The sequence below is a fragment of the Bacillus cereus group sp. MYBK227-1 genome (assembly GCF_051916325.1).
Lineage (GTDB): Bacteria > Bacillota > Bacilli > Bacillales > Bacillaceae_G > Bacillus_A > Bacillus_A cereus.
Genome location: NZ_JBQAGK010000007.1, coordinates 102662 through 128411, shown reverse-complemented (window position 1 = coordinate 128411; position 25750 = coordinate 102662). Strand labels below are relative to the sequence as shown.

Here is a 25750-nt window from a genome sequence, read left to right as displayed (position 1 = left end):
AAATTAAACAGTTAGGGGAGATAAAACAAAATGAAAAAAGATTGTAGACACTTACGACTAGTACCAACAGTAGAGGAGCATAAAACACGAATAGAGGCAAATGAGACATATCAACAGAAGTCATATGCTACATCTACAATGTCATCTGAAACAAGAGGAAGATTAAATCAAATGCGAGGTTGTTTCGAGGCTGAAATTATATTACCAGTTGGTAAATTTCAATACTTTAAACCACATGCTATGAATGAAAAAGAAGCCATTCAAGAAATCGCATTATTTATTGAAGGGATACAGGAAATGAACATAGGCTATGGTATCTTATGGCGCTTTGTTGGGCAACAAAGTTTTTATAGTGGTACTAAGATCGTAGCCGAACCAAAGTTTCGTAAAATCATGCGTAAGTTGAAAGATTATCTTTTTGACTACGAAGAACTTATTTATGAAACAGAAAAGTAAGAAGGATAGAGGGATATAGATATGAAAAAAGATAAGATTTGGACAGTATTAGATGATCCAAAAGAGCAGGAAACAAAAGAGCAATCCCAAGAGTCGGATGATATATTCGCTGGTTTGGATGAGCTATCGGAGATTGCAGATGATTTACTACCGTTTTAATAAAGTCGAGGTAGTGTATAGAGGGTAAAAGGAAGAACTAAGTGATGTATTTACTTGGATCTTCCTTTTTTTATTGTAAAAAAGAACTTGGAGGGAACGATTATGCGTTTAGAAAATGATTTAGCGGCGGGATTTTATCCAACACCACTAACAGAAGGGAAACACTTAGTACAACTATTACAAATGGAATCAGAGCGAGCTTATGCTTGCTTTGATCCATGCTGTGGAGAAGGGACAATTTTACGAAGTTTTGCAGATGAGGTGAAACAAGTTGGTATACAACTTGATACATATGGTGTGGAATTAGATGCAAATCGATATAACAAAGCAAAAGAGCAATTAGACGTAGTGATACGATCTAGCTTTGAAAGCATGATGATTAGTCATGACTACTTTCCGCTTGTTTTTTTAAATCCTCCTTATAATACGGAGCTTCGTACAGAAAATACAAAATCAGAGAGAATGGAGTTCAACTTCCTAAAACGTGCTCACCATTATTTACAAGAAGGTGGCATTATGGTGTATGTCATTCCATATGATCGTTTTGCTAGGGATGATATTAGTTACTTTTTAGCTAAGAATTACGAAGAAATAGGATTAATGCGTTTTGGTGATGAAAATGAAGAATTCGATGCATTTAAGCAATGTGTCTTTATCGGCCGTAAACGTGCGGCTACGAAAAATGATACATACTTCAATGATGGATTCGCTAATTTTTGTGAAAACATGTCCGACCTTGCTTTCGTAAGAAAAAAGGTGAATACATTAGCGCAAATGGTGAATCGTAAAAGTTGGATTATACCTGAATTGCATCATCAGAAAAAAATCATTTTTACATCAAGAGTGGATTATAAAAGTGCTTATGAAGGGATAGGGAAATCGGAAGGCATCTCGTCGTTCAAAAAGCGTTTAAATAGAGGGAATGGTTACTCACTACAAGGCGAGAAAACAGCTGCAGAGAGAGCAAAGATGCCAATTGCTTCTGGACAATTAGGACTATTGCTGATAACGGGTGTGGCAGATGGTTTGCTTGGTGAAGGTGATACACTCCATGCGGTCCGTGGATCCGAGAATGTGTATTATGAAACTTCATTTGAGCCACTTGAAAAAACAACGAAAGAAGTTGTTTTACAAAAACGCCGTGCGAAATTTATCACCGCAACACCAACTGGTGTTGTCAAAGAACTGGTCTAGGAAAGGAAGAAGGATATGTCTGTACTATTAGGAATAGGAGTATTATTTATCGTATGGGAATTTAGTAATCGAATGTTTCGCATTGCTATTGTTCTAACAGTCATTTGCTTATGTGCATCTCAATTTAGTGCAGGTACACATTTGGTAGTACTAGAACAATTCTCACTGTTCCAAGGTGCAGGTGATATGCTACATGCAGCTGAGCAATCATTACCAGAATGGAAACAGTTTATAGATTTTTAAACAACAAATTAAATGAGTAGGACATGAAACGTATCGATTATGATGCGTTTTTTATTTTAGGAGGGAACTTTATGATGAAGGAAATGATTCAACAAAATACATTTGATCAAGAACAAACACCAGCGATGTTGCAATTGGAGACAGGCACTGCTTCACATTCAGCTTTCTGCTTTGTTATGGCAGTTAATCATAACAACCAAATGCAATTTGCAGTGTTAGGTGCGAATGACAATACATTAAAGTCATTCAGAGCAGCCATATCAATGGGAACTAGCCGTTTGTATTTTGGAGAAGGAAAAAGGGAAGAATCACATTACACATTAGATAAAAAAGTGAATGTGATCTCAAAAGGACAATTTGAATTTATTAATACGCAAACTATCAATAAAAAGAAAGCAATTATTGCGTTTTCCAAACAATTAGAGACGAAATACATTGTTGCAATTGACGAAGCACCAGAAATGCAAGTGAGAGACTTCTTAATGGCCCCTCCGTACGGCTTGCCAATTTTAGAAGAATGGGCGAAGCCAATTTATGAGGAGATGCTAACAAGAAATCTATTACAGCCATTAGAGGTATATTTTGATAAGAATGAATTTTCTTCTCTATCTATTGCACAAGTCGTACTAAAAGAAAAGGATTGTAAAGAGTTTTTATCAGAAATGATTCGCTCTGGAAAATGTCAATTTCCACAAGAGGGTACAGGCGAAAAAATTAATAAAATACAAGATTTAAATGAATATCTATTGGAATATTCACCTGTCATGCTTGATAAGGTAACAAAATTAGATGAGCCATTGCATCAACCAATGAAAGATCAGGCATTATCTCATTTTGATACATACAAGAGACCATTATTCCCTGTACAGGCACATGTAGCAACAGGTGCAGCAAAAGCATTACAAGTACAAAAAGGAATCATTATACAGGGAGAAATGTCGTCCGGCAAAAGTGCAATTATGACAGCGACAGTAGATGGATATTTCCATTTAACCGGGAAAAAAGGGTATCGTACCTGCGTATTTGTTCCACCGACTCTTACTGAGAAGTGGGCAAAAGAAGAAATACGACACTTAATACCAGACGCAGACGTACATCTGATTAAACGTACAGAGGATTTAATACGCATTCATCAATCTTGGATTCAGGCAGGAAGACCAAAACCAGAAAAACCAACCTTTTTTGTCATTAGTTTTACAACGATGCGAGGGGATTCTATCAAACAAATGCCATTGCCTTATAAGAAAATTACACTTCCCAAGAAGTCGGAGGAAGAGGTGCAAAGATATTATAAGGATGGATATTACTGTCCAGATTGTGGTGCTAAGTTACGTAAAAAAACATCTTCTATCATGGTTCACCAAGCTAATGGCGAACAGAAAGAAGTCTGTCAGTATAAAGATTTTACAGGAAGTGACTTAGATTCGAAAACAAATAAAAACAGTGTATGTGCTGATTGTAATTCAAATATTTGGAGTCCAAAAGTAAAAACAAAATATGCAAGTTTTAAAGATTGGACCAAATATGAAAATAAATTATTGCAAGCAATAAAAGAGGGAAATAAACCGCTGCAAAAACAACTAGAGTTAGAGAATCGTGTGAAGCCATATGATGCGAAGCAATCAGGAAGAGCATATCGAAAGGTAGCTACTGTTGAGTATATTCGTAGAAAAATGAAACACTTTTTTGATGCTTTAATTTGTGACGAAGTCCACGAATTAAAAAGTGAAACAGCACAAGGAACTGCCTTAGGAAGTTTAGCAAAGGTTTGTAAGAAAGTTGTAGCTGGAACAGGTACATTATTTGGTGGCCGCGCAAGCGATGTATTCTATACGTTATGGCGTTTATTCCCTCAAAAAATGGTGAAAAGTGGTTTTGAATACAGTTCTTTCATGGAATGGAATGAAACCTACGGAAACATCGAGAGAACATATTACCATGATGGTGAGGTTACATCTAATATAGCTTCACGCGGAGCACAAGGTATATTAGATAAAACTAAGGTTGTACCTGGTATTTCACCTTATGTGTTTACCCAATTTTTAATGGATACAACCATTAATGTACGCTTAAAAGATGTGTGGCCAAATCCTGTGGAGTTAATTAATGTACCTACGATTCTTGTCGATATGTCGGAAGAACAAAAGCAAGCCTATGAGCATATGAAAGAGTCGTTTGAAAAAGCAATTGAAGCAGCGAAAGGTACACCAGACGCCGGAAAACTGTGGCTTTCTTATATTCGTACAGGTAATGCATATCCAGACAATATGATCCATTATCCGAACTATTACTTAGATGATGCAGAAAAAGAACTGGTTTGGTCTAATGATAAATTCAAATTTGATGAGGATTGTATACAGCCTAAAGAGAAGGAGTTGCAAGATATATTGCGTACAGAAATTTCTGAGGGCCGTCCAACAATCGTATACGTATGTGATACAGGATCTACAGTAAAAGAACGAGACGTTCAACCCCGTTTACAGAAGGTTGTAGAGCAAATACCTGGTGCGAAAGTAGCTATTCTCCGTACCAATACAGTTACTCCGCCAAAGCGTAGTGAATGGCTAAAAGATCAAGTGAATAGCGGTGTGAATGTAATTATATGCTCGCTAGAATTAGTGAAGGTGGGTCTTGATTTACTGGCAACACCTACATTGATATTTTATCAATTACCATTTAGCTTATTCGCGTTGAATCAGGCAGCTAGAAGACACTGTCGTATTGGACAAACTAAACAATGTAGGACCTTCTATCTTGGATACCGAGAAACGTTCCAGCAGCAGATGGCGCAATTAATTGCCCAAAAGAATAAAGCTGCTGAAGCAATGAACGGTGAGGCTACAAGCGATGGGCTGAATGCAATGCTTGGTGATACTGGAGATCTACAGACTCTATTAATTCAAAACATTAAGAGTGGAAATCAATTAAAGGGTTCAACAGAGGAATGGACAAAAGCAGCATCTGATGAATCGAAACGCGTCCTTGCAAATATCGGTAATGTCATTACGCCTGTATTTGAATCAATTGAAATTCAATTTTCAAATTGGGTAGAGAAATTACCAGAAACGATGGACGTAGCATTTATGAAAGAGGCTCAATTTGTACAAAGGGCTGTTGAATGTATTAAAAAAGAGCGAGTACCTGGAGTTCGAGTGAAGCAGAATGTACTTGAAATAGATGGAGAAATAGAAGGTGTCATTCGAGCTTTAACAACACTGAATACTGATAAGCGCATGCTTGTACAAAAACAAGATATCACATTCTGGGATTCAGTTATTGTTGAAGTGGATTCTTCTAAAAAGAATGGAAAACGAAAAAACAAAGTAATCGATGGACAGTTTGAGTTCGATTTATTTGGATGATCGAGAGGGGATTATTATGATTACAAAAATATTTATTGGTCTATTTTGTTATGTGTTTTTGGTAGTTCGTAATTCAAAGAAAAAATTTCTAATGGAAGAAGCCAAGAAAAAAGAAATGGAAAATAAACCGGTGGAACGCCCCGTTTATTGGTGCCCAAGAGAAAATAAACCTATTGGAAGGGAACAAGAGCGTGTTACTGTTCCAACAAAAGAGATCGCCTTAGAAAAGGATGTAGCAAGTATATATGATTTAGTTGCTACATCTGTTCATAAGAATCTGGGTGAGGAAGAGAGTGATAGATTAAAACATGAGGATATAGAAGAAGTGGAGTATGCTGAAGATTTTCATCATACTCCCACTCCTGAGGCTGTTTATGATATGCCTTTTCCAAGTGATGAGGATATACCAGTGGAATTATTAGAATATGAGGACATGTATCCACAACAAGAATATGTTTCAATTCCACCGGAAACAGAACACGTTTTTCCTGTTCAACAAGGAGTAGCTAATGTTGAAGATATGGATTTTGTGAGGTGGACTGCAAAAGTAATAGAACAAGAAAAAGAACAAGGACTGACACGCGTCATAAATATGTCTAATAAGAAGCGTTATTGGATTCATACAGAGGGAGAGATATTACCAAAAAATCAATTACTGTATATGGAATTAGAGGTCAATTCACCTTATTCTTATACACTAGTTGAATGGAGTAATAGACAACTAGGGAATATATAAATCTATTTCCTAGTTGTATTTTCTTAGTTAAATAGCATGAAATACAGCATTTTTCCACTCATTTGTACAAGAGTAAAATATTTTTTTATTTTTGTACAAATGAGTGGGACAGAATGATTCACCATATAAAGATATTCGACTATAATGAGACATTGTACGTCATTGTAATATTGAAATGTTTTGAGATTCAAGTGATTAACAGTCTTAAAACAGGGGAATTGAGAACTCTTCGTAATATTACAATGCTTAAAATAGATTAAATCCAAACATGAGGATTATATGAAGTAAAAAATATTTTTGAGTTAAAAAAATAACAATTTTGAAAGGTGAATGTAAATGAATATTAATTCCATAAGTAACAATGTAGTAGAAAAATTAGAACAAACGGTGCGCTATGAAAAGAAACAAGTCCAGGTATTACGTGTAAGTAAAAGTAGTTCTAATATACACGCTTACATGATTTTTCCGGAATTCTCAGAGGTTAAAATTTCAAATACCGAACTGGATGAATATATAGAAAACCTGTCAACAAGCGTGAAGTATGTCATTGATCGCAAGTTGAGTCAACAAGAAATTGAAAAACAAAATCATTCTTTCATTATGACGTGTGAAGTCGAGGAAGATGGTGTGATAGATGATGAAACGATTCATTTTAATACGACGTATGTAAAACCACCAACAATTGCAAATAAAGTATTTAAGTTGGTATGTGGATTAGGGAATCGCTTAGATAGCTTAAAAGAATTACATATTACAGTATTAAATAATAATATTAACCGAATTGAAATTGAGTTTTACAATGAAAATGAAACATATGTGGCAGTAGAAAAAGAAGAAATTGCAAATGCAATTATGGGGGCATATACAAAAGCAAATATCTATTATGCAGCAGATCTTTATTATGCTGCAGAAGGAAATGAAATCAAATTAAAGAGCATCAAACCAAAATTAGCGGGTGATGTGTGATGAAACGAGAAAAAGGAATGATAGGAGTCTTATGCACGCTTGTTTTGATGATTTTATTACTTGTACCCTTACAAGCAGCTCAAGCTTCTGTAAAAGTAGATTTTAATGAGTTAAAAGGAAATGATGTTTCGTCATCATTTAAAGATGGACTAAACAATCGAACGAAAACAACAGAGAAAGATGATTCATTTGGATCATCAATCATTCAAAAGATTGAAGGATTGTATGCACCGGCTTTTAAAGTAGGAGTCAATATCTTTTCTATTTCATTCGTATTAGGCGTTATTGTCATGGTTATGGCATTAATTACAAAAAATGGTCAATGGATGAAGTGGGCAACCGGAAGTATGATTTTCTCATTTATCAGCATGATGTCGATGAGACTAAGTGTATACTTCTTGTTTAGTTCCGATGTATTTTCATTTATGAACATCTTTACGGATTTTTTAGACCTGTTTAAAGCAACAGCACTTATTTTCACACCATTCATGTTAATCGCAGGTATTCGTTTAAGAAGAATTCATGAGAGTACGAAACAGCCAGAATATTACCGTTGGGCCAATCGTGTCATAACGGGATCTTGTTTGCTGTGTATGTTAGCCGTACTCGCTCCATGGCTATTTGCTAATATGTAAAGAACTATATATAAAGATAGAAAAGGTACTGAATCTACATTCAGTACCTTTTATCTACCCATTAGGTTCTTTCTTTCATATTCTTCAAATACTTCTTCTGAAATTGGCGATAGTATGCCGCTCAAATACACAGCGGTATATAAAAAGCATTGCCCATCTCTTGTTTTAATTGTATGAGTACCGTGTTCCTCATTGTTTGGAATAATTCGTTCAATTTTGAGTTGCTTTTTATCACAAATGATCTCTTGTACTCTATATAAATTATGTATTGGTAAACGATTAATATACAAACAAAGGTACTCTAGTAGAAATAGAATAACAGTCATTTGTAGAATGAAGGCAACCTTTAATAGAGTTGGTATGGAGGCAAATAATACTAGAAATATAGAGACCAAGAAAATATTTAACTTTGAAAACCACTTTTCATATTGATTCAAAGAAATAATACTTTTCTTATTCTGGAACACCTGGAACCTCGTTATAAGGAAAAGAACGGCAAAGATACCTTCATAACTAAACCAGGTTATCCACTCTGTATCAGTAAGTTCTAGCAACATATATATGATACCGGTAGATATGATCAGTGGTACCAACTGTACCAAACTAAATAGTAGGGTATGTTCTAACATTCTTTTCTTATAGATGTGATTAGTTATTGAATCCAAGTTTCTTAACTCCTTCTGCAATTTTCATGATGACACCACCAATAAGAAGATGGTATTCGCCAATTCCTTTTTCATTTACGTACCAACACATATAGTGTCGGATACCTTCTTTTGCACCATGGTCATGTAAAGGAAAAGGAGATGCGTATTTTTCAGGTAACATATTATTATCACCGAAAGGAACCTGTTCTGCAAGTGCAAAGCGTTTTTTTGCATCACTTACAATCCAGCAACCATAGTTTACTGTTCCATACCATATTGCGTCTTTGTGAATTGGATCAATAGAAGGTTGTGCTGGATAATTTTCAGCTAGCGTTTGTACTTTTTCTTCACGAAGTCGTTGATGAATATGTGAATTCAATGGATCTTCCGTTCCGATTTCATAGGTTTCCTCAAAATTCCCACATTCATAAGGAATAAGGGGATTATTTGAATCAGCCGCTAATTGTAGACTGCAAGAATCTGATTTTGAAAGATAATATACACAGTCTTTGCAAGTGAAAAAGTTTGAAAAAGCTGAATCTGTTTCTTGTTCTGTTACGGTATTATCTACTACAAGTTTTAACACGTCTATCACAATCCTTTTTTGGCTAGTTCGTAAATTAATATAGACGTATCATATCATGCTTATAAACAAATGTAAATATTTTCCAAATAAAAATAACCTTATAAATTTTGAAAGGACTGTTTGTATTGAATAGAAATCGAGAATATATTACTTTGCGAAATTCTATATTAATAGGCTGGTTACTGACATGCTTCGTAATAGGCCTATCTATCTATTTTTCTTCTGTTGTTTATTTATTAATCGGATGTTTCATTCTATCGTTAAAATACGGATTAATGGGTACCGTGAAAAATGTGGAAAAACGTTTGCCTACCTGGGCCAACTTTGGCGTCATTGAAAAACCAGTAAATCGAAGAGTGACTAGACCTTTTCAGTTTCGAGGTGGGCTCCTTGTTTCATTAGCATTAGGCTTCGTAGAGATGGTGATTAAAGGCTTATGTATCTCATATTTTATCTTAGGATTAGAAACGCATGTATATCGTTTAATGCGCAGAAACGCAAGGGTGTAAAAAGGGGGCTTCTATTATGAAAGTATTGATATTTGAATTAATTCTCATTGCGGTTCTCATTCCGTTGAATATTGTTGTAAAAAAACATGTACCGAAATGGAAAGGAAAAGCCGGAGAGAAATTAGTAAAACGTATATTGAGCAAGTTAGATTCTCAAAGTTATTGCGTGTTACATGATGTTACGGTTAATACGGAGTATGGTGATACAACGCAAATTGACCATATTGTTATCGCTGAAACAGGTGTATTTGTTCTAGAGACGAAGAACTATGAGGGCTGGATCTATGGAAGTGAGAAAGCAGCAAGATGGACACAAGGTATCTTTAGAAAGAAACACTCTTTTCAAAATCCATTTCGACAAAACTATAAACATATAAAAGCAATTGAATGGGTGATGGAACAACAGCTGCCGTGTATTTCGATTGCTGCGTTTCATCCAAAATGCAGTCTAAAAAGGGTACATGTTCATTCTAAAGATAAACATGCCCTGTATTATAACGATCTACAAAAATGTATTGAATCATATACTGATGTACAACTAACAAATGACGAGATCCAGCATATTTATCAAACAATATCGCGAGTGAACATTACGGATAAAGATATTGAAAAGAAACATGTGAAGTATTTACAGAATAAGTTTGCTAAACAATAAGAAATGGAGAGTTGAAAAGAAACATGTGAAGTATTTACAGAATAAGTTTGCTAAACAATAAGAAATGGAGAGATATATGTTATATGTAATAGGGTTTATTGTAATCTCTTTAGTAGCTATTCGTCTTAACATGAAGTATTACAAGCTAAAAGGAGATCCGAAAAATTTTATAAAAAAAACAAATCAGTAGGTGGATGTTAATTCAAAAGAAAAGGATACATTTTTTTATAAAGATGTATCCTTTTCTTTAATTATTCTTAGTCCAATAATTTCGCCAAAAGTATATTTAAATCAAAAAAAATGATAGAATTTCAGACTATATTTTAAAGTAAGTTAATTGTGAGGATTTATCTTTTAAGAATATTTAATTTGTTAATAACCACAAGCCTGGATAAATTCTTTTATTCTATTCTCAATACCGCCTAGATAGATGTACCTTTCGGGTAGAAATTTCGTTTCATCAAAAGTATCATCTTCCTCAAAGATTAAAGGTAGTTTATCACTCTTTGCGAGTTCAATTAAGTGTAATGGCGATAATCTATAAATATTCAAACCGAACTCTTTAAAAGTATAAGTACCAAGCTCTAGACAAGCTTTCATATGCTTAGAAAATTGACCGTCTATATGATTATCGCTAATAGCTTTCATGGAATTAACAACTCTTTCTTCAAATTGCTTCTGACTAGGTAATCCATTAATCTGTAGTATTTTTTCTATATCAAATTCCCCATCTTTGCTCATTATATCTTCATTAGACAATTGAATGTTATGTACAAGTCTGTAAAAGATATAACTTGGATCATTTGTGTTTATAAGTGCCTTTTTTGTATCTTTTTCTAAATTGAAATAGTTACCATGTTTCAACATAGGGACATACTCTTTTGGAAAATTTAAACTTATTAAAGCTAATAATTTTGATAATCGAAGTCCTGTATAAATATCACTAATGTTTAATAAACCAGAAACAAGGTGTGCTGCAGTTGAATATGTAAGTAATTCAGAGTTATATAGCCAATCATAACTACTGCGTATAAATTCATGTGATGCTACCTGTCTCTCGTCATTATCACTTAGTTTTAACATGGCTTGTGAATGCATAGTAACCTCTGTGGCCATTGCACTAGTTTCCCAAAGCGATTCAACTGACAGAGGGATTCTCCCTATAAACTGCTTTCGATAGAAAAACTGACTGAAAATGATTGGCTTTGTCTTATCTGTTTCCCCATTTATATTATATCGACAACCAATGGATGTTCTAAACTCCCAATCTTTTTCATTACCTCCTCTAGCCTGTAAGCCGGATAATTGCTTATAAAAATCTTCGAATTTAAGACTTCGTATCTGTTTATTCATTTTTATCATATGATGGTAATCTTTTTCTGTACCATGCATAATTGCGTTAAATGACTTGCAAGTAGATTCTAGTAACTTTTGTCCGTGAAGTGTTGAGAGATGGTCTATATAATGAGCAATTTCATGAACGAGTACCCTTGTTTTATTAATTATGCTTAAATCATAAGGATTTTGAAGAATATTATCGAAATCTTTACGATTGATACTGCAATATACTATTGATTGACTTATTGGATCATAATATGCCTCTGTTGTTACATTAGGAAACAAAAACAACTTATCTTTTTTTAATTTTGTTATCAATAAAATCATCCCCATTTTATTTTTTAATTTACCATATGAGTATATCTTAATTTATCTTATTTATTAATTTTAAAAAACAATAAGTTAAATGCTAATATTATAATATAGGATTAAAATGAATATCGAAGTAGGGAGCCTAAAGTTATGGATCTATTATCATTTATGAGAAAGAATTTAAAAAAAATGAATAGGAGGGAAACAAAGTTATTGGGTAATTTTCAATTCAAGGTAGATACTTGGGAAAATGATAGGGATTCTAGTAATCCGAATAATAATGGAGTTGTATATGGGGTGGCTTGTGAGTTAGATAAAAAGCAAAAGGAAATTTTAATTAAGGAGGCTAAAGAATTAGGTGGATTAGGAGAAAACAATCTTGAAATCAAACCCATCAAAGAAAACTACTATGTGTTATATTGGGGAGAAAGTGATATTATTTATGGAAGAGGAATGGCTCATGTAAATGGTCATAAAGGTAATAGTAACTTACACCTAAATTGCTATAAATGTTTAGAGAATCATAATATGATTTACGCATATATTTTTGTTGAGGATTGCAACTTCGTAGAAGAAAAGCTAAAAGAACAGTTTCCTCCTCTTTTAAAGACGTTTAAGGTTAAATATTGATAGTGAATGAATCAGACATCATGTATATTAAATGTGATATGTGCTATAATTATAGTAATCCAATACTAAAAAATCATATTGCAAAAGGACACACCTACGCATAACCATAGCGTAGGTGTGTCCTTTTTTTGTTTAAGGAGGAAAAAGTTATGGGGAAAACGTTATTTATTGCAGAAAAACCAAAAGTGGCCAATGAAATTATGAAATCGCCACGATTCCGTCACTCACAAAAGTACATTGGGAGCAAACCTTATTACGGTTATTACGAAAATGATCATTATATTGTAAGTTGGTGCCGCGGACATCTGCTGGAACTAAAAAATCCGGAAGAGATGGATCCAAAGTATAAAGTGTTTCAGTTAGAACACTTACCTTTAATTTTTCAACCATCGTATAAGGTGATACAAGATAATGCAGAGCAACTACAAATCCTTGTTAAACTGTTACAGCGACCTGATGTTGACCATGCCGTGAACATATGTGACGCGGACCGCGAGGGAGAGTTAATCTATAGGGAAGTGTACGAATACGCAGGTGTGAATAAAAAGCAATCTCGCGTATATAAATCCTCTTTTGAAGCTGTAGAACTCGAAGCAGCTCTCAATCGATTAGAAAGCGCGTCTAAGTATGATGGACTAGCTTATTCTGCTAAAGCAAGGCAGTATTTAGATTATCTATTAGGGATGAATATAACCAGGGGATGCACCACAAAATTAGCACAAAATAAATTCCTATTGGCATCTGGCCGTGTACAAATGTGTTTGCTACATGAGATCCGTCAACGTGAGTTAGCAATTGAAAACTATAAGGAACAGTCTTATTATCATCTGCAGCTAGTAACAAATTTAGGACTCACTCCAGTTATGAAAACAGAAGATCAGGTGTTAAACCCATCGCCATTAAGGAGTTTAGGGGAGAAGCTAAAAGGTCAATATCTCACGGTTGAGGAATTTAAAGAGGGCACTAGGAAGCAATATCCTAAATTGCTATACAACTTAACAGACTTGTACAAAGATGCCCATGCACAATTACAAATTAATGCTGAAACTGCAAAAAAACACATTCAGAACTTGTATGAAGAAGGTTTCATAACCTATCCGCGCTCTTCGTCTAGGCATTTACCTACAGAACAAGTGAATCGGGTAAAAGGTGTTATGCAGGCGTTAGCTAAGGGTCGTTATTCTTTACTGGTACAATCCGTCGATATTAACGCCATTGATATAAAACACAAAACATTTGATGATGATCTTGTATCAAGCCATTTTGCCATTATACCGACGACTAAACAATATCAAGAGGAAGGTCGTCCAGAGATTGAACAACAACTATACAGTCTCGTGGTAAAACGTTTTGTGGGCAATTTCATGCGTCCTGCAGTGTACCTGGTAAGAGATGTATCCCTTATTGATGCAATGGGAAATACGTATCAAACAAAAGAAAGTGTGCTTCGAGAAAAAGGGTTTCTAGAAGTGTTTCAAGAGGAAGTAGAAGAAGGAAGCGTGGAAGCATTTGAAATTCCTATTCTGCAAAAAGGGCATAAACTTCAAATCTGTGATTTTGAGTTGCTGGAATCCAAAACAAAGAAACCTGCTCTACACACAGAAAGCTCAATTCTTACTTTTATGGAAACGGCTGGTCGTAAAATTGATGATGAACATTTAAAAGAGCTGATGAAAGGAAAACGAATTGGAACCGTAGCAACAGAAGCGGCTTTTATTCCAGCTTTACACGAGAAGAATTTTATAAACATTGAAAAGGGAAAAATTATAACAACTCCAATTGGCCGTGCCTTTATTGAACAATTTCCTGTTCAGCAAATTAAAGATCCACTGTACACAGCAGAAATGGAAGGGATGATATATCGTATTGAAAAGAATGAAATGAGTTATAAAGAATTTATTGCACAAACAAATGCGTTTGTACAAAAAATAACACAAGAGATTATAAGAATTCCTGATACAGTTTCGTATAATCTAATAGAGACCTGGAAGAAACAAATAGAAGTATGCCAATGCCCTTGTGGAAATGGAATAATTTTAGATAGAGGAAAGTTTTTCGGGTGCAGCAATCATCCGAACTGTAGTATTGGATTACCTAAGAAAATTAAAGACAAAACAATCCCTGCAGTACAAGTAAAAAAACTATTTGAAGAGAATAAAACGGACCTTATGAAAGGATTTAAATCTAATGGAAAAGAATTTCCTGCTTATCTAGCATTCGTTAACGCTGTAGTCAGCTTTAATTTACCTTCAATTGAAGAATTATCGCTAGGTCAGTGTCCGAAGTGTCAATTTGGACACATTTTAAAACGTGATACGTTTTTTGGGTGTTCAGAATATAAAAGTGGATGTAATTTTGCGATATCCGCTAAAATTAAAGAAAAGAAATTATCTGATAGCCAGATTAAGAAATTATTGAAGAATCGTGTTACAGACTTTATTCATGGTTTTAAAGGAGAGTACGGAGAATTCACTGCAGCTATCCGATTAAAAGAAGATCTTAGCATTTGTTTTGAACGTCCAACAACGGATGATCGTACTATAGGGAAATGTCCTTTGTGCCAAGGAAGGGTAATTGTAGGGAAAACCACTTATTTATGTGAACATTATAAAAATCCTTGCGAATTCATTGTTTCTGGAACCATTTTGAAAAAGAAAATAACTAACGGGCAAGTAAAAAAGTTATTAGAGAAGAATATGACCGATACAATCTCAGGATTTGAAAGTAAGAAAACCGGAGAAAAATTCGATGCAAAATTAACCTATGATGTACAAAAACAACGTATTACGTTTATAACGAATAAAAAGAAATAATATCGCAAAATCTTAAATTTCATATATAAAATTAATAAGAAATATGATATGATAAAAGTAAGAAAATACTTCTAAAACTATCTTGCAAAAGGACACACCTACGCATACATATGCCATAGGTGTGTCCTTTTTTATGTATTTTTAAGATTTCAAGACTCAAAAGGGGGATATATATTGTGTACCAGTAATATAGCATCTGCTAATGTATCTTTTGAAAAATTGAAAAGTCAGGAAGAGAATGAAGAAAGTATGGTGTCAATATGCCCGCAGTGTAAGGAACGGTCATATACAGCACTTTATAATGATCATCCAAAATGGATAAAGTTTTGCCTATGTTGCAATTATCGAGAAGTAAATACTATGAATAGTCCGTTTGTTTATTAGATGCAGCTATTTACGTATTTTAAGTAGGAGGAAGAAATTTCGATATGAAAATATGGATTAAAGCTATTTGTATAACATCATTCGTAATTCAAATGTCAGCATGTAGCAGTTCCGTGCAAACAAAAAATGATTCGAGACCTGCCCAAGCAGTACAAAACGGAATACAACAGAACGTAGAAGGGAAAGGTATTGTTGATATTCCAGAAGCTTATAAAGGGAAATTAAAAGGCTTAGAGACCGTTAAAGGGAAGGTAATACATATAAAGGATGGAGACACGATAGACGTGAATGTAAATGGGCAGAAACAGACGGTAAGATTACTGTTATTGGATACCCCTGAGTCTGTATCACAAAAAATCCCACCACAAAAGATGGGAAAAAAAGCTTCTTCATTTTTAAAGAAACAGTTAAAAGAAAAAAATGTAACAATAGTCTATGATCGTGGACCCAAAGAGGACAAGTATGGCAGGAAATTAGCATATGTATTTTGTGAAGGGATACATATAAACGAGTTAATGATCAAATTAGGATATGGTATTGTAGCTTACATTTCAAAACCTAACACTACTTTGCTACCACAAATGTTAGAAAGCGAAAAAGAAGCAAAAGCATCAAAGACTGGCGTTTGGAACATAAAAGGGTACGTGGATGAAGAGAAACATCATTATAACCGTAATGATGCGGCTTAGCATCCTAATCCATTGCAATACAAATATTTGTGCAAAATGGAGGTTTTTTGAATGGATGAAAACAAAAGAAATATGCTCTTATCCTTTATCATTTCAATTTTATTTATTTTCGCGAGCCTATTGCCATTTAGTAATAATGAATATGTGTATGTTATCTCCAAAATTGGTGCTGCAGCTGGTGTAATAAACATTGTGATGATGAGCGTTTTCTTATATTTTCAAAGCAAAAAAACGGGACATTTATTAAATTAGTGAATTAAAACTTAGTAGTTTTCCTTACTTATATCTTTTTAAGATTGGTAAGGAAAACCGTAAGGGAGTGTGAAAGGTGAGTCAAGTACCTGGATTTTTGAAGTTTGTTTTAGCGAAAGAAAGACGGTATGTATATTTAGTTGTAGCAGAAAAGAAAAACAAAAAAGTACATACACACATTGTATATGGATTTGGTCCGCTTGAAAAAGCATTAGAAACCATGTACGAAATGCGTGATGATTTTGAAAAACTTTTCCCTCTAGAATTAAAAGAGAGAGGATACGACTGGGAAGATATCAATGAATGGATACTTTCTATTGAAACAGGGTACTCGAAACACGGAAATAAACTAGTCATATATTAGCAAATGTTTTGCATTAAAAAAAACAGGTGAGGCGAAAATTAGATGTCGATCATTCAAAAGTATCACATTGCAATTGCTTGGACGATAGCTACTAGTGCAATGTTAATTAGTTTGTTTTTTAGCGAATGGATGAAGCTGCCTCCATGTGATTTGTGCTGGTATCAAAGAATGGCCATGTATCCATTAGTATTAATATTGGGGATAGGAATGTATAGAAAAGATCCTAATGTAAGTGTGTATGCATTTCCATTTGCGTGTATCGGCTTAATGTTATCTGTATATCAAATTACAATTCAAACGTTTCCTGCTAGCGAGATGAAGATATGTTCAGTAGGAGTTTCTTGCACGGAAGATTACCTGAATTTATTTGGTTTCATATCGATACCTATGCTATCTTTTGTTGGATTTTTAGCCATTATAATACTTTTATATATTAAACCTGATAAAGAGACAAAAGAACAAATAACACAGCGATTATGATCGATATACTCATACAAACACAAAATACTTATAACTTAAAAATAAAAAAAGAAACTAAAAAGGAGAAATTAAAATGACAACTATTCAAGTAAGTAATGAAATGTACAAAATCCCAGAGGCGGATGTAGAATTATTAAAGATTATGGCCCATCCAGTTAGGTTACAAATTGTGAAGGAGCTAGAACATCGCAAAGTTTGTAATGTAACAGAGTTAACAGACCTATTAAAAGTACCGCAATCAACCGTATCTCAACATTTATCCAAGATGCGTGGTAAGATTCTCCGCGCGGAGAGAAGAGGGTTAGAGATGTACTATCATGTTGCAAACTCCAAAGCATGCGAGATTGTTAGTGTACTAGGTTTATAATTAGTTCAAACTAAATAGCAGATTATAAGATTAAAAATAAAATAAGGGCAGCCATATTAGGCTGCCCTTATTTTATTTGTGATTTTGCATATATTTTTGCACATTTAGTATAACAAACATTTTTCTTTCCTATCAAACTTCAATCTTATTTTTTCTCAATATGTTTCGTTTAATTTTATATTATAATAAACTTAGTTCTTTTTATTTATGCATATTTCCTGGGGGGAATCCTTTTGCTGAGGATTCCTTTTTTATTTTTAAATAATTCATAAATAAACATAATTCAAATTGAATTTTAAACTGCTATTCATAAAGAAACTGTTGAAATAGCATGTTTATAAATGAATTGTTGCTTTCCATGACTGGAAACTAGCACTGAAAATTTATCAACAGCGATAATGATTCCAGGTACTCTTACTCCGTTTAGTAGAAATATCGTTACTACTCTTTGTTTCTCTATTAATTTTTTATAAAAACTTTCTTGTGTATGCATTAATAGTTTCTTCCTCTCTTTAAATGTTCTAATCTTTTTAGATTCTTCTTATGGATGCAAAAAGAACGGTATAATTATAACATTTTTGATATATTAAAATTTTAGGATTTTAATATATTGTTTTTCTTACACAGAGATCCCATATAAAAATAAAAGCCCTCACAATGAAGTGAAGACCTTTGTTTTTTATCATCCACCAGTATGGCCGTGAGCATATTGTACGATTTTATCCTCGCTAAGAGCTTTTTGTGTATCAGTTACATTGCTAGCGTTAAACATAAACGTGAATACGGCTGTTAATCCAATTAAGCTAGACATTACTTTTTTCATTTTAAAGCCTCCATTTCAAAGTTTTGTTCTTCTGCTTGATGGCTAAGATAAAAATAATCGCTTGCTTTTGAACGGTTATTTTCTTGGTGGAATAAAACTGCTAATTTTTTAGCGTATTCCTGTACGTACTCATGTAGGTTTTCTCTTTCAAAATAAGAGATTCCTGTTTTAATTGTCTTCTCTAATTCGTCAGCAGAGACCTTTTGATTTAATTTTTCTAAAATTAAAAAGTGATGTTTGTATTCCTCATTCTTTAGCTCTTTACAAATCTCTAAGCCTTTCACTATAAGATTAGAAGTTTCTTTGGACTCACCAATTTTCATATGCTCTCTAGCTTTAATAAAGATTGCTTTATAATCTTTAGGGAGTTCTTGTATTACTTCAGAGAGGTATCGTATTGCTAATTCAGATAAATTTTGTCCTGAATACATTAAACCTAGGTTATGGCGTACAAACGTGATATTCTTTTCTTCACCAGATTTTTTGAATGTATTAATAGCTGTAATGAAATGTTCTTCAGCTTCCTCAAATTGTTTTAAATGAGTACAAGCTAATCCAATTAAATTATCACATAACCCAATATTAGTTTCATATCCTGCATGCTTTTTAAAGATATCCTTTGCTTTGGTAGCTTCTTTAATTGCAGCAAGCGGTTTATAAATATGATAATGGAAAGTTGATAATTTAAAATAGAATTCAGCATGCTCTATTTCATCGGGAATGTGTTTTAAGAGTAATTCAGCTTGATTATAATGTTCTTTTGCACATGTGAAATCACCTGTAATATTTGAATGAATAGCTTTAAAGAAGTGGTAGTAGTATTGTAGAAACTGATCTGCAGGTACACCCAATGAATCCACTTTATCAAAACTATCTTTTCCAATACTTAAACTATCAAGCATATATTGATGACGAAAGTCTAAAAGAGCATAGTATAAAAGTAGGTTTTGATCTTCTTCGATGTTATGTATTTTTTGATCAATCGCAAGTTTTAAATTATGTGCCTTTCCTACATGTCTAGCGCGTATCTCTATATACCAGTCATTTAACATTTTGGTAACTTGCTCGTTCCCCTTTACTGAAGCAATCATTATATATTCCCCCATCCTATAGAAGTATGATAATGTTATATATTACCATTGTAGCAAAACCCCCTTTGTATTTAACTATTTTATATTGATTTTTCAACAAAATTCAGAAAAATAAGTTAATTATTACATCCTACTTATATTTTAAAAGAAGATATCTATTATTATATATCTGAGAATAGTACAATTGAGGTAAATGAACATGATTAGCTAAATGTAGGAGTATTAGAGGAAGTCCATAAGGGAGAGGATCATAATTTATTTGAGGTGAAAGAGGACAAAAGAGACATGCTGCAGCAGTTAGAGATGGACGGATTTAATTTTGAAGATGTTGATTGGGGAGACCTTAATTTATTGGATAACGAAATTATGAGTAGTACGGATGCAATAAAAGATTGGGGAATTGGATCATCGACATTATGTAAAAGAATAAATGACTTCCAAAAGGCTCAATCCGTAATATTGGCACGACATATGCTGTGACTCGATTTGGAATGCACTGTGTTTTCGGTTCGAATAAGAAATAAGTAAAAATAAAGTAGAGGGGGTAGCGTTCGATGAAGAATCACACAAGGAATTCTAAGGGGCAATTATTACAAACTAATAAGAAATGGTCTCACCTAAAGCAAAAGCAGCGTGAAACCCTATCAAATTGGCTGAGAGAGGCTTATATAGAGAAGATTAAGATTCATAACCGTAGATTGAAACCGAGAGAACATGAGGATGTTTTAGAAAGTGTTATGAGTAAAATCTATGATCGTGAAATTTGGATTCCGGATTACGAAGTCGAAAAGTATTACAAAGGAAAAATAAATAAATGGTATAACAAACACATTTCATTAGAAGAAAAAAATAATAAGGAGGAGAAAATATGAAACATAGTATCGGTAATGTTAGTACTTCATATATAATCCGTCTAATTTTAAATGATTTAGACACATTTATTACAGCAGGAAAAAGGCAGTTTAATTTCTGCTCAGAATCCGGACTATCCTCTGTGGAGGAGCTACTTGCGGATTGGTTGGAGTGGTTTAATGATTACCCGCAAGGTATATCACCAGATGAATTAAAAGGAATTGAAAGGAAGATAGGTGAATTGATGGGGAGTATGTTTATATGGTCTCATCATATTGAAGAAAGAGAAGGGTTTATAAAGCAATTTAGCGATTATTTCGGAGAATATATAGGTTTCTTTAAATTAGTTAGGGATGTATATCTTGAAGAGTTGAAAGATGAATTGTCATATTAATATATCAAATACTATATGTTTTGATAACGGGATATATATAATATTGAAGAATTTAGTTAAAAATTTACAAGGGGGAAGTAAAAATGAAATTTGATCCGAATTGGAATACAGATGCTGTATATCATCATCTTGCATCACAAACCTATTTAAAAGGTTGGAAACATGGTGATTCTTCAGTTTATTATATCGAAAAAAATGATGTGAATATAAATGGGAATTGGACTCGTAATACAAGAAGACTTGCTGGAATAGAAAACTTTTTTTCAAGAAGGGCTGGTGCTTTAAGCGCAAATCTTACTGATTGTCAAAAGTTTTTTAAGCCATTAAAAAATTATACGGTTAAATATAAGGATAAAACTCTAATAAATCCAACTGAACTTAATAAACACTTTAATCTTTATGATGAGTGGAAAATTTATGATTCGAATTTTAAGGAGATTTCTATATCTGATAAAAAACGGTTAAAAAATATTATAAAAGATATACACATAAGAGACATTGAGGTAGGGTGGAGCCGACAACATGAGAGTAACTGGCCGAGTATAAGAAGTGATATCTTAAATGTAATTTCTTCTAATCCAAAGGCAACAAGGATACCGAGCGTACGAAAAGATGAATTCATTAATTTTATGGTTTCATTGGAATGGCGTACAAAGCCAACACACCCTAAATTAGAAGAATTGTTTGAATCAGTAGTTGCAAAACTATTATTAAAATCAGTTATGAACGAAATTATTCCAGAAGATGAGAGAATGTATCCTTTCCTTGAAACACCAAAAGAAGAGTTTTTGCATAATATGTTATTAAAATACTACCATCAATTCTTAAATGACAATGGTCCAATATATCAAGAGGCACAAGAAATAATACAAAAAATGAATATAGAATTATTAGTTGCAGAGAATAGTAGTGAGTTTATTACATCAGATAATCCAGTATGTAGATTTATCAATGGGGATGGTCTATTTGAATATATTTTCCCAATTACACCTCAAGTGGCATGTGCTGTGAGAAAAGGAAAATCATATGATGGGAATAATTATTCCGTTGTATATTTAAAGAAAGAAGAGGTATTTAAATATAATCAGAAATTAAAAGATAATTGTTTTAAAGGATACATATTACATAGACCATCGTTAACTTATTATTTCAAATAAAATATATTTGGATTTTAAAAACCATCGTATATAAAGTTATGATGGTTTTATAAAGAGAATAATACTTAAAGATAATATGAATTATCACAAGAGGAGCTATATTATGAGTGAAATAAAAACAAATAGTGATACAGTAGATTTTTTTATTAGTTATAATCACAAAGATGAAGAGTATGCTGAATGGATATCATGGATTCTTGAGGATGCAGGTTATACTACTATTGTACAAGCTTGGGATTTTAAATCAGGTAATAATTTTGCAATACTAATGCATCAAGCTGCCTCAAAATCAAGACACACATTAGCTTTAGTATCTGATAATTATTTAGGTTCACAATTTACACTACCAGAGTGGATTGCAGCTTTTACTGATGATCCTACAGGGGAACGACAAAAATTGATCCCTGTAAGAATTGAGGATATTAAATTAGAAGGACTATTAAAGTCTATTTTATATATTGATTTAGTAGAAAAGGACCAAGAACAAGCTACTGCAGCTATTTTAGAGGGAATACAAACTAAAAGGAAAAAGCCTACTACTCCACCACCTTTCCCTGGGGTTATCAAAAAAAAAACTGAAGCTCAAAACATTTTTGTGAAGGGTGAGTGGTATAAACCATGGATAGAATCTCGTCTCAAGGAAATTCAAATTACAGGTCCATACCTTGAAATTATGGAGGGCGCGAAATTAGTTGTACATTTGATACCCATTGAAGCAATTTCATCTTCACAAATATATGGTATAGAGGAATTAGAACAGCTCAGTTTGCGTCCGTTATATGGAACGACATGGGGGCCACAAATAAACAAACATGGATTCTGCAGCTATGCACAATTTCCAGGTAATGCTTTACCCCATTCCTATGTGCAGATACATAGAAATGGAATTATTGAAGCAGTGGATACAGGAATACTAATAGGAAGAGAAAAATATATTCCAGGTGTTGCCTTTGAACAAAAAATAATCATAGCTATTGAAAAATACTATAAAAATGCTCTTCAAAAGCTAGAAATTAAATTGCCATATGTAATTTATATAACTTTAATTGATGCAAAAGACCATTATATTTCACTGGATCCAAAGAGACCTCTAGGGAAAATTACAGATGAAACGTTACAGTTAACACCTGCAACAATTAATTCATGGGAAACGGATATCGGTAATGCCTTGAAACCAAGTTTTGATTATCTTTGGAATAATTGTGGGGTTGTTAGGTCACCTAATTACGATAAAGAGGGAAACTTTAAAAAAGATCCATATATATATTAATTTTCAAAGATTTAATTGGATAACTAGAGCTAAATAAACAGAAAATTTTTCAAATGTAAGGTGGGAGAAAGGCATGATAAAAAGAAAAGACGAAATGGATGAAGTTATCAAAGGATTGTCGACGCTACAGTTTTATTTAAGATATAGTTCTAACAAACTAGGATTACAAGATATTAATAAAATGTGTGAACCTTTCTTTTGTGAACTATTTAATATTTTATGGGACAAAGAGTATCAAAGGTTAGAAAGTGAAAAGAAAAATTATCCAGCGATTGATTTAGGGGATAAAATAAACAAATCTTCTGTACAAATCACTACTAGTGGAACCAAACAAAAATTATTGGATACGATAGAAAAATTCGAAGATAACAAATTGTATATGCATTATGATGAATTAATTCATTTTGTAGTAGGAGAAAAAGATTATCAACCTAAAGGGAATGATATGGTAAAATTCCAGAAAGATAACTATGGTACTTATATAGCACAGAGAATTATTGATGACTATGAGTACAGTATTCACATTATAGACCTTATGGATTTAATAGAGTTTATTGACCAACTAGTTGGAGAAAAATTTTCAAAAATACATGATTACATAGAAAATCATATCAGTGAGCCAGTAGGAATGTTGAAAAATAAAGCATATAGTATTGAACCTAATGAGTTAAAACCATTCACTGCCAAATCATTTATGAATTATTGTGATGTAGAAACCCTTACTAAGCAGAAAATATTTTGTAAGGATGTACAAGATTTGGCTAATAAGATTAATAAAATGGATAAAAACAGCAGAAGTTTTTTGTACGGTATCCTATTAAACCACAGTGAAAATTCACCTGATTCAGATTATATTTCTGTTTATCCGAATGCAATAAAAAGAATTTTAGGTATGGACGAATATCAGTTTAACTCAGAAATAGAAGTATTAAAGAATTTTAATCTCTTTGATGAGGATGAAGCAGAAGATGAGGGCAAGCTGAGAATTTGTTTCCATGACTCAGATAGTATTGAACTTATAGGAACAATTTATAAATATTGTTCAATAAATGAGATATCATTAAAAGATCTTATTTTAAATTCCGATTTTTCATTACTGGATTAAATGTTGTGACGTGTGTAATAAATAAAGAAAAAGCATCCTAAATCGGATGCTTTTTCTTTATTCAAACTGTCTTTTCTCTAATCGATCAATAGCTTCACGTTTCTTCTCATTATTGATGTTCGTATAGATACTGGTCACCTCGACAGAAGTATGACCAAGTTGATCACGTAACAATACAAGATCCTTGTTTTCTTTATAGTGATTAGTAGCATATGTGTGTCGTAGTTTATGAGGGCTACGCTTCTCATCAAATGCACTTGAATATTTATCACATAACTTCTGTATAGCTCTAACAGTTAACTGTGTATATTTCCCCTTATAATTTGTTACGAAAAGTAAGTCTTCATCTTGAGGGCAGTTATATTTACTAGGACGAACCTTAATGTACTCCTGAATATCATCTAAGCAAGAGCGAGTAGCTAATACGGAAGATCTCTTATTACCTTTACGCGTCACTTTTACTTTCCCCTGACGGAAGTTTATACTAGATATAGTAAGACTAGCTACCTCAGAAACTCGAAGACCAGTACCTAAAATAAGGCTTATGATGGCTATGTCTCTTTCTTTATCACGCTGAAAAAAACTATATTTCTTTGGTGATATATCTTTCAACATTTCACCATAATCATTTGCTAGAAATTGAAGAAAAGCAACATCATCTTTTTCATTAAATATCATGTTTGCAACGTCATCTGCTCTTGCTGCTGCATCTACTTTCTCCTTATGCAGTTCAATTTTCTCCATTACATTACGTGAGATGTAATTTTCCCCTTGTTCATTCTCTGTATTTTGAGCTAAGTACTTGAATAGGGATTTTAAAGCAGAGAAAGTTCTGTTTATAGCTCTTGTCTCAATACCTTCTCCCTGGAGATATCTTTGAAAAGTTCTAGCTTCATTTAATGGTAGATTTTCGAGTGTTGTAATTGGTACATCACATATATTTGTGACCACCTTACCGTTTTCAACGGCTAGTCGATTACTTATAAGCCATTTTAGAAACTTTTCAAACTCAGTAATGTAAGCATACAATGTAGCGGGGGAGAGGGCTGTTTTCATTTCTGCATATTCTATGATATACCAGGGCATTTTATTTTTATGTTTATCTACTAGTATTTTAAACTTTTCTTTTTCTTGATTACTCATGTTGTGCACCTCAAATCGAATAAAGTAAACTAGCATTCAAACTAACTACTAGAATATTTAAGTCAGAATTATATTTTAATAAACTTATAGATTATATTGATACCTCTAATATACTTAATACTATGAAAATGTTCAAAC

The 25750-nt window shown here is 33.1% G+C and carries 29 protein-coding genes and 1 pseudogene; 23 read left to right on the top strand and 7 right to left on the bottom strand.

The genetic code is table 11. From position 1 onward, the window contains the following. The first annotated feature begins 30 nt into the window (after positions 1-30). The 8 genes from ACTFRM_RS24935 to ACTFRM_RS24900 all read left to right on the top strand — a co-directional run bounded on the left by ACTFRM_RS24935 (position 31) and on the right by ACTFRM_RS24900 (position 7751). Positions 31-456, top strand: a complete 426-nt coding sequence (locus ACTFRM_RS24935; protein ID WP_440043722.1) for a DUF6018 family natural product bioysynthesis protein — start codon at positions 31-33, stop codon at positions 454-456. A gap of 21 nt (positions 457-477) precedes the next feature. After that, entirely contained in the window at positions 478-615 is a 138-nt protein-coding gene (locus ACTFRM_RS24930; RefSeq protein WP_176543051.1) for a hypothetical protein, read from the top strand. A gap of 102 nt (positions 616-717) precedes the next feature. Continuing rightward, on the top strand, positions 718-1809 hold the full coding sequence (locus tag ACTFRM_RS24925) for a DUF6094 domain-containing protein (RefSeq protein WP_440021134.1): 1092 nt from the start codon (positions 718-720) through the stop codon (positions 1807-1809). 15 nt (positions 1810-1824) lie between these two features. After that, positions 1825-2052: a hypothetical protein gene (locus ACTFRM_RS24920; protein ID WP_088118868.1), complete on the top strand. Its 228-nt coding sequence runs from the start codon at positions 1825-1827 to the stop codon at positions 2050-2052. Positions 2053-2123: 71 nt separating this feature from the next. Further along, positions 2124-5414, top strand: coding sequence for a hypothetical protein (locus ACTFRM_RS24915; RefSeq protein ID WP_440043721.1), 3291 nt, complete (start codon positions 2124-2126; stop codon positions 5412-5414). A 16-nt stretch (positions 5415-5430) separates the two neighbouring features. Beyond that, the gene (locus ACTFRM_RS24910; protein WP_440021137.1) at positions 5431-6150 is read left to right on the top strand and encodes a transposase; all 720 of its coding nucleotides are present in this window, start codon (positions 5431-5433) and stop codon (positions 6148-6150) included. Positions 6151-6486: 336 nt separating this feature from the next. Continuing rightward, entirely contained in the window at positions 6487-7116 is a 630-nt protein-coding gene (locus ACTFRM_RS24905; RefSeq protein ID WP_001024816.1) for a hypothetical protein, read from the top strand. Next, positions 7116-7751 (top strand): hypothetical protein, encoded by a 636-nt coding sequence (locus tag ACTFRM_RS24900; RefSeq protein WP_000817909.1) that lies wholly within the window; start codon positions 7116-7118, stop codon positions 7749-7751. The genes ACTFRM_RS24905 and ACTFRM_RS24900 overlap by 1 nt, the downstream gene beginning before the upstream one ends. A 50-nt stretch (positions 7752-7801) precedes the next feature. On the opposite strand, the gene ACTFRM_RS24895 is transcribed toward ACTFRM_RS24900, so the two are convergent. Both ACTFRM_RS24895 and ACTFRM_RS24890 read right to left on the bottom strand, forming a co-directional pair. After that, positions 7802-8380 (bottom strand): hypothetical protein, encoded by a 579-nt coding sequence (locus ACTFRM_RS24895; protein ID WP_199689485.1) that lies wholly within the window; start codon positions 8378-8380, stop codon positions 7802-7804. Between the two features lie 19 nt (positions 8381-8399). Then, complete coding sequence (locus tag ACTFRM_RS24890) at positions 8400-8984, bottom strand: hypothetical protein (protein ID WP_440043719.1); 585 nt, start codon at positions 8982-8984, stop codon at positions 8400-8402. A gap of 125 nt (positions 8985-9109) precedes the next feature. Between ACTFRM_RS24890 and ACTFRM_RS24885 the strand changes: the two genes are divergently transcribed. Further along, complete coding sequence (locus ACTFRM_RS24885; RefSeq protein WP_002182188.1) at positions 9110-9493, top strand: hypothetical protein; 384 nt, start codon at positions 9110-9112, stop codon at positions 9491-9493. A gap of 16 nt (positions 9494-9509) precedes the next feature. Continuing rightward, positions 9510-10148 (top strand): nuclease-related domain-containing protein, encoded by a 639-nt coding sequence (locus ACTFRM_RS24880; protein WP_440043717.1) that lies wholly within the window; start codon positions 9510-9512, stop codon positions 10146-10148. A gap of 372 nt (positions 10149-10520) precedes the next feature. On the opposite strand, the gene ACTFRM_RS24875 is transcribed toward ACTFRM_RS24880, so the two are convergent. Then, on the bottom strand, positions 10521-11804 hold the full coding sequence (locus ACTFRM_RS24875) for a hypothetical protein (protein ID WP_440043715.1): 1284 nt from the start codon (positions 11802-11804) through the stop codon (positions 10521-10523). Positions 11805-11948: 144 nt separating this feature from the next. Here ACTFRM_RS24875 and ACTFRM_RS24870 point away from each other — a divergent pair, with 144 nt between their 5' ends. The 7 genes from ACTFRM_RS24870 (at position 11949) to ACTFRM_RS24840 (ending at position 17777) form a co-directional block, all read left to right on the top strand. Continuing rightward, complete coding sequence (locus ACTFRM_RS24870; protein ID WP_440043713.1) at positions 11949-12428, top strand: hypothetical protein; 480 nt, start codon at positions 11949-11951, stop codon at positions 12426-12428. Between the two features lie 149 nt (positions 12429-12577). Beyond that, on the top strand, positions 12578-15241 hold the full coding sequence (locus ACTFRM_RS24865) for a DNA topoisomerase (protein ID WP_440043711.1): 2664 nt from the start codon (positions 12578-12580) through the stop codon (positions 15239-15241). A 428-nt stretch (positions 15242-15669) separates the two neighbouring features. Continuing rightward, a complete protein-coding gene (locus ACTFRM_RS24860; RefSeq protein ID WP_440043709.1) occupies positions 15670-16314 on the top strand; it encodes a thermonuclease family protein in 645 nt (214 codons plus the stop codon). Between the two features lie 51 nt (positions 16315-16365). Further along, positions 16366-16566, top strand: coding sequence for a hypothetical protein (locus tag ACTFRM_RS24855; protein ID WP_088021417.1), 201 nt, complete (start codon positions 16366-16368; stop codon positions 16564-16566). A 76-nt stretch (positions 16567-16642) separates the two neighbouring features. Continuing rightward, positions 16643-16930 carry a hypothetical protein gene (locus ACTFRM_RS24850; RefSeq protein ID WP_440043707.1) on the top strand — a complete coding sequence of 96 codons (288 nt, stop codon included), beginning with the start codon at positions 16643-16645 and terminating at the stop codon, positions 16928-16930. Between the two features lie 42 nt (positions 16931-16972). Then, complete coding sequence (locus tag ACTFRM_RS24845; protein ID WP_440043706.1) at positions 16973-17410, top strand: disulfide oxidoreductase; 438 nt, start codon at positions 16973-16975, stop codon at positions 17408-17410. Positions 17411-17483: 73 nt separating this feature from the next. Beyond that, positions 17484-17777 carry an ArsR/SmtB family transcription factor gene (locus ACTFRM_RS24840; protein WP_017762461.1) on the top strand — a complete coding sequence of 98 codons (294 nt, stop codon included), beginning with the start codon at positions 17484-17486 and terminating at the stop codon, positions 17775-17777. 307 nt (positions 17778-18084) lie between these two features. Here ACTFRM_RS24840 and hfq read toward each other — a convergent pair whose 3' ends face one another. The 3 genes from hfq to ACTFRM_RS24825 all read right to left on the bottom strand — a co-directional run bounded on the left by hfq (position 18085) and on the right by ACTFRM_RS24825 (position 19691). Then, complete coding sequence (gene hfq, locus ACTFRM_RS24835; protein WP_086406639.1) at positions 18085-18270, bottom strand: RNA chaperone Hfq; 186 nt, start codon at positions 18268-18270, stop codon at positions 18085-18087. Positions 18271-18459: 189 nt separating this feature from the next. Next, complete coding sequence (locus ACTFRM_RS24830; protein ID WP_000757474.1) at positions 18460-18600, bottom strand: hypothetical protein; 141 nt, start codon at positions 18598-18600, stop codon at positions 18460-18462. Beyond that, entirely contained in the window at positions 18597-19691 is a 1095-nt protein-coding gene (locus ACTFRM_RS24825; protein ID WP_440043704.1) for a tetratricopeptide repeat protein, read from the bottom strand. The genes ACTFRM_RS24830 and ACTFRM_RS24825 overlap by 4 nt, the downstream gene beginning before the upstream one ends. Before the next feature lie 141 nt (positions 19692-19832). On the opposite strand from ACTFRM_RS24825, the pseudogene ACTFRM_RS24820 reads away from it, so the two are divergent. The 6 genes and pseudogenes from ACTFRM_RS24820 to ACTFRM_RS24795 form a co-directional block, all read left to right on the top strand. Then, positions 19833-20215 (top strand): annotated as a pseudogene (locus tag ACTFRM_RS24820) (helix-turn-helix domain-containing protein); the annotation flags it as partial. Positions 20216-20245: 30 nt separating this feature from the next. Further along, positions 20246-20563 carry a transposase gene (locus ACTFRM_RS24815; protein WP_086406641.1) on the top strand — a complete coding sequence of 106 codons (318 nt, stop codon included), beginning with the start codon at positions 20246-20248 and terminating at the stop codon, positions 20561-20563. Next, positions 20560-20937 carry a hypothetical protein gene (locus tag ACTFRM_RS24810; RefSeq protein WP_086406642.1) on the top strand — a complete coding sequence of 126 codons (378 nt, stop codon included), beginning with the start codon at positions 20560-20562 and terminating at the stop codon, positions 20935-20937. Before ACTFRM_RS24815 ends, ACTFRM_RS24810 begins: the two co-directional genes overlap by 4 nt. A gap of 83 nt (positions 20938-21020) precedes the next feature. Then, entirely contained in the window at positions 21021-22094 is a 1074-nt protein-coding gene (locus tag ACTFRM_RS24805; protein WP_440043701.1) for a DUF4238 domain-containing protein, read from the top strand. Between the two features lie 103 nt (positions 22095-22197). Further along, positions 22198-23364 (top strand): toll/interleukin-1 receptor domain-containing protein, encoded by a 1167-nt coding sequence (locus ACTFRM_RS24800; RefSeq protein WP_086790656.1) that lies wholly within the window; start codon positions 22198-22200, stop codon positions 23362-23364. A gap of 73 nt (positions 23365-23437) precedes the next feature. Next, the gene (locus ACTFRM_RS24795) at positions 23438-24469 is read left to right on the top strand and encodes an SMEK domain-containing protein (RefSeq protein WP_440043699.1); all 1032 of its coding nucleotides are present in this window, start codon (positions 23438-23440) and stop codon (positions 24467-24469) included. A 57-nt stretch (positions 24470-24526) separates the two neighbouring features. On the opposite strand, the gene xerS is transcribed toward ACTFRM_RS24795, so the two are convergent. Further along, the gene (gene xerS / locus ACTFRM_RS24790) at positions 24527-25612 is read right to left on the bottom strand and encodes a tyrosine recombinase XerS (protein WP_440043697.1); all 1086 of its coding nucleotides are present in this window, start codon (positions 25610-25612) and stop codon (positions 24527-24529) included. Positions 25613-25750: the final 138 nt, after the last annotated feature.

Bases quoted from the DNA above. Each gene is read 5' to 3' on its own strand.
- ACTFRM_RS24935 (WP_440043722.1), top strand. From the start codon at position 31: ATGAAAAAAGATTGTAGACACTTACGACTAGTACCAACAGTAGAGGAG.
- ACTFRM_RS24930 (WP_176543051.1), top strand. From the start codon at position 478: ATGAAAAAAGATAAGATTTGGACAGTATTAGATGATCCAAAAGAGCAG.
- ACTFRM_RS24925 (WP_440021134.1), top strand. From the start codon at position 718: ATGCGTTTAGAAAATGATTTAGCGGCGGGATTTTATCCAACACCACTA.
- ACTFRM_RS24920 (WP_088118868.1), top strand. From the start codon at position 1,825: ATGTCTGTACTATTAGGAATAGGAGTATTATTTATCGTATGGGAATTT.
- ACTFRM_RS24915 (WP_440043721.1), top strand. From the start codon at position 2,124: ATGATGAAGGAAATGATTCAACAAAATACATTTGATCAAGAACAAACA.
- ACTFRM_RS24910 (WP_440021137.1), top strand. From the start codon at position 5,431: ATGATTACAAAAATATTTATTGGTCTATTTTGTTATGTGTTTTTGGTA.
- ACTFRM_RS24905 (WP_001024816.1), top strand. From the start codon at position 6,487: ATGAATATTAATTCCATAAGTAACAATGTAGTAGAAAAATTAGAACAA.
- ACTFRM_RS24900 (WP_000817909.1), top strand. From the start codon at position 7,116: ATGAAACGAGAAAAAGGAATGATAGGAGTCTTATGCACGCTTGTTTTG.
- ACTFRM_RS24895 (WP_199689485.1), bottom strand. From the start codon at position 8,380: ATGTTAGAACATACCCTACTATTTAGTTTGGTACAGTTGGTACCACTG.
- ACTFRM_RS24880 (WP_440043717.1), top strand. From the start codon at position 9,510: ATGAAAGTATTGATATTTGAATTAATTCTCATTGCGGTTCTCATTCCG.
- ACTFRM_RS24870 (WP_440043713.1), top strand. From the start codon at position 11,949: ATGGATCTATTATCATTTATGAGAAAGAATTTAAAAAAAATGAATAGG.
- ACTFRM_RS24865 (WP_440043711.1), top strand. From the start codon at position 12,578: ATGGGGAAAACGTTATTTATTGCAGAAAAACCAAAAGTGGCCAATGAA.
- ACTFRM_RS24860 (WP_440043709.1), top strand. From the start codon at position 15,670: ATGAAAATATGGATTAAAGCTATTTGTATAACATCATTCGTAATTCAA.
- ACTFRM_RS24855 (WP_088021417.1), top strand. From the start codon at position 16,366: ATGGATGAAAACAAAAGAAATATGCTCTTATCCTTTATCATTTCAATT.
- ACTFRM_RS24845 (WP_440043706.1), top strand. From the start codon at position 16,973: ATGTCGATCATTCAAAAGTATCACATTGCAATTGCTTGGACGATAGCT.
- ACTFRM_RS24840 (WP_017762461.1), top strand. From the start codon at position 17,484: ATGACAACTATTCAAGTAAGTAATGAAATGTACAAAATCCCAGAGGCG.
- hfq (WP_086406639.1), bottom strand. From the start codon at position 18,270: ATGCATACACAAGAAAGTTTTTATAAAAAATTAATAGAGAAACAAAGA.
- ACTFRM_RS24830 (WP_000757474.1), bottom strand. From the start codon at position 18,600: ATGAAAAAAGTAATGTCTAGCTTAATTGGATTAACAGCCGTATTCACG.
- ACTFRM_RS24825 (WP_440043704.1), bottom strand. From the start codon at position 19,691: ATGATTGCTTCAGTAAAGGGGAACGAGCAAGTTACCAAAATGTTAAAT.
- ACTFRM_RS24815 (WP_086406641.1), top strand. From the start codon at position 20,246: ATGAAGAATCACACAAGGAATTCTAAGGGGCAATTATTACAAACTAAT.
- ACTFRM_RS24810 (WP_086406642.1), top strand. From the start codon at position 20,560: ATGAAACATAGTATCGGTAATGTTAGTACTTCATATATAATCCGTCTA.
- ACTFRM_RS24805 (WP_440043701.1), top strand. From the start codon at position 21,021: ATGAAATTTGATCCGAATTGGAATACAGATGCTGTATATCATCATCTT.
- ACTFRM_RS24800 (WP_086790656.1), top strand. From the start codon at position 22,198: ATGAGTGAAATAAAAACAAATAGTGATACAGTAGATTTTTTTATTAGT.
- ACTFRM_RS24795 (WP_440043699.1), top strand. From the start codon at position 23,438: ATGATAAAAAGAAAAGACGAAATGGATGAAGTTATCAAAGGATTGTCG.
- xerS (WP_440043697.1), bottom strand. From the start codon at position 25,612: ATGAGTAATCAAGAAAAAGAAAAGTTTAAAATACTAGTAGATAAACAT.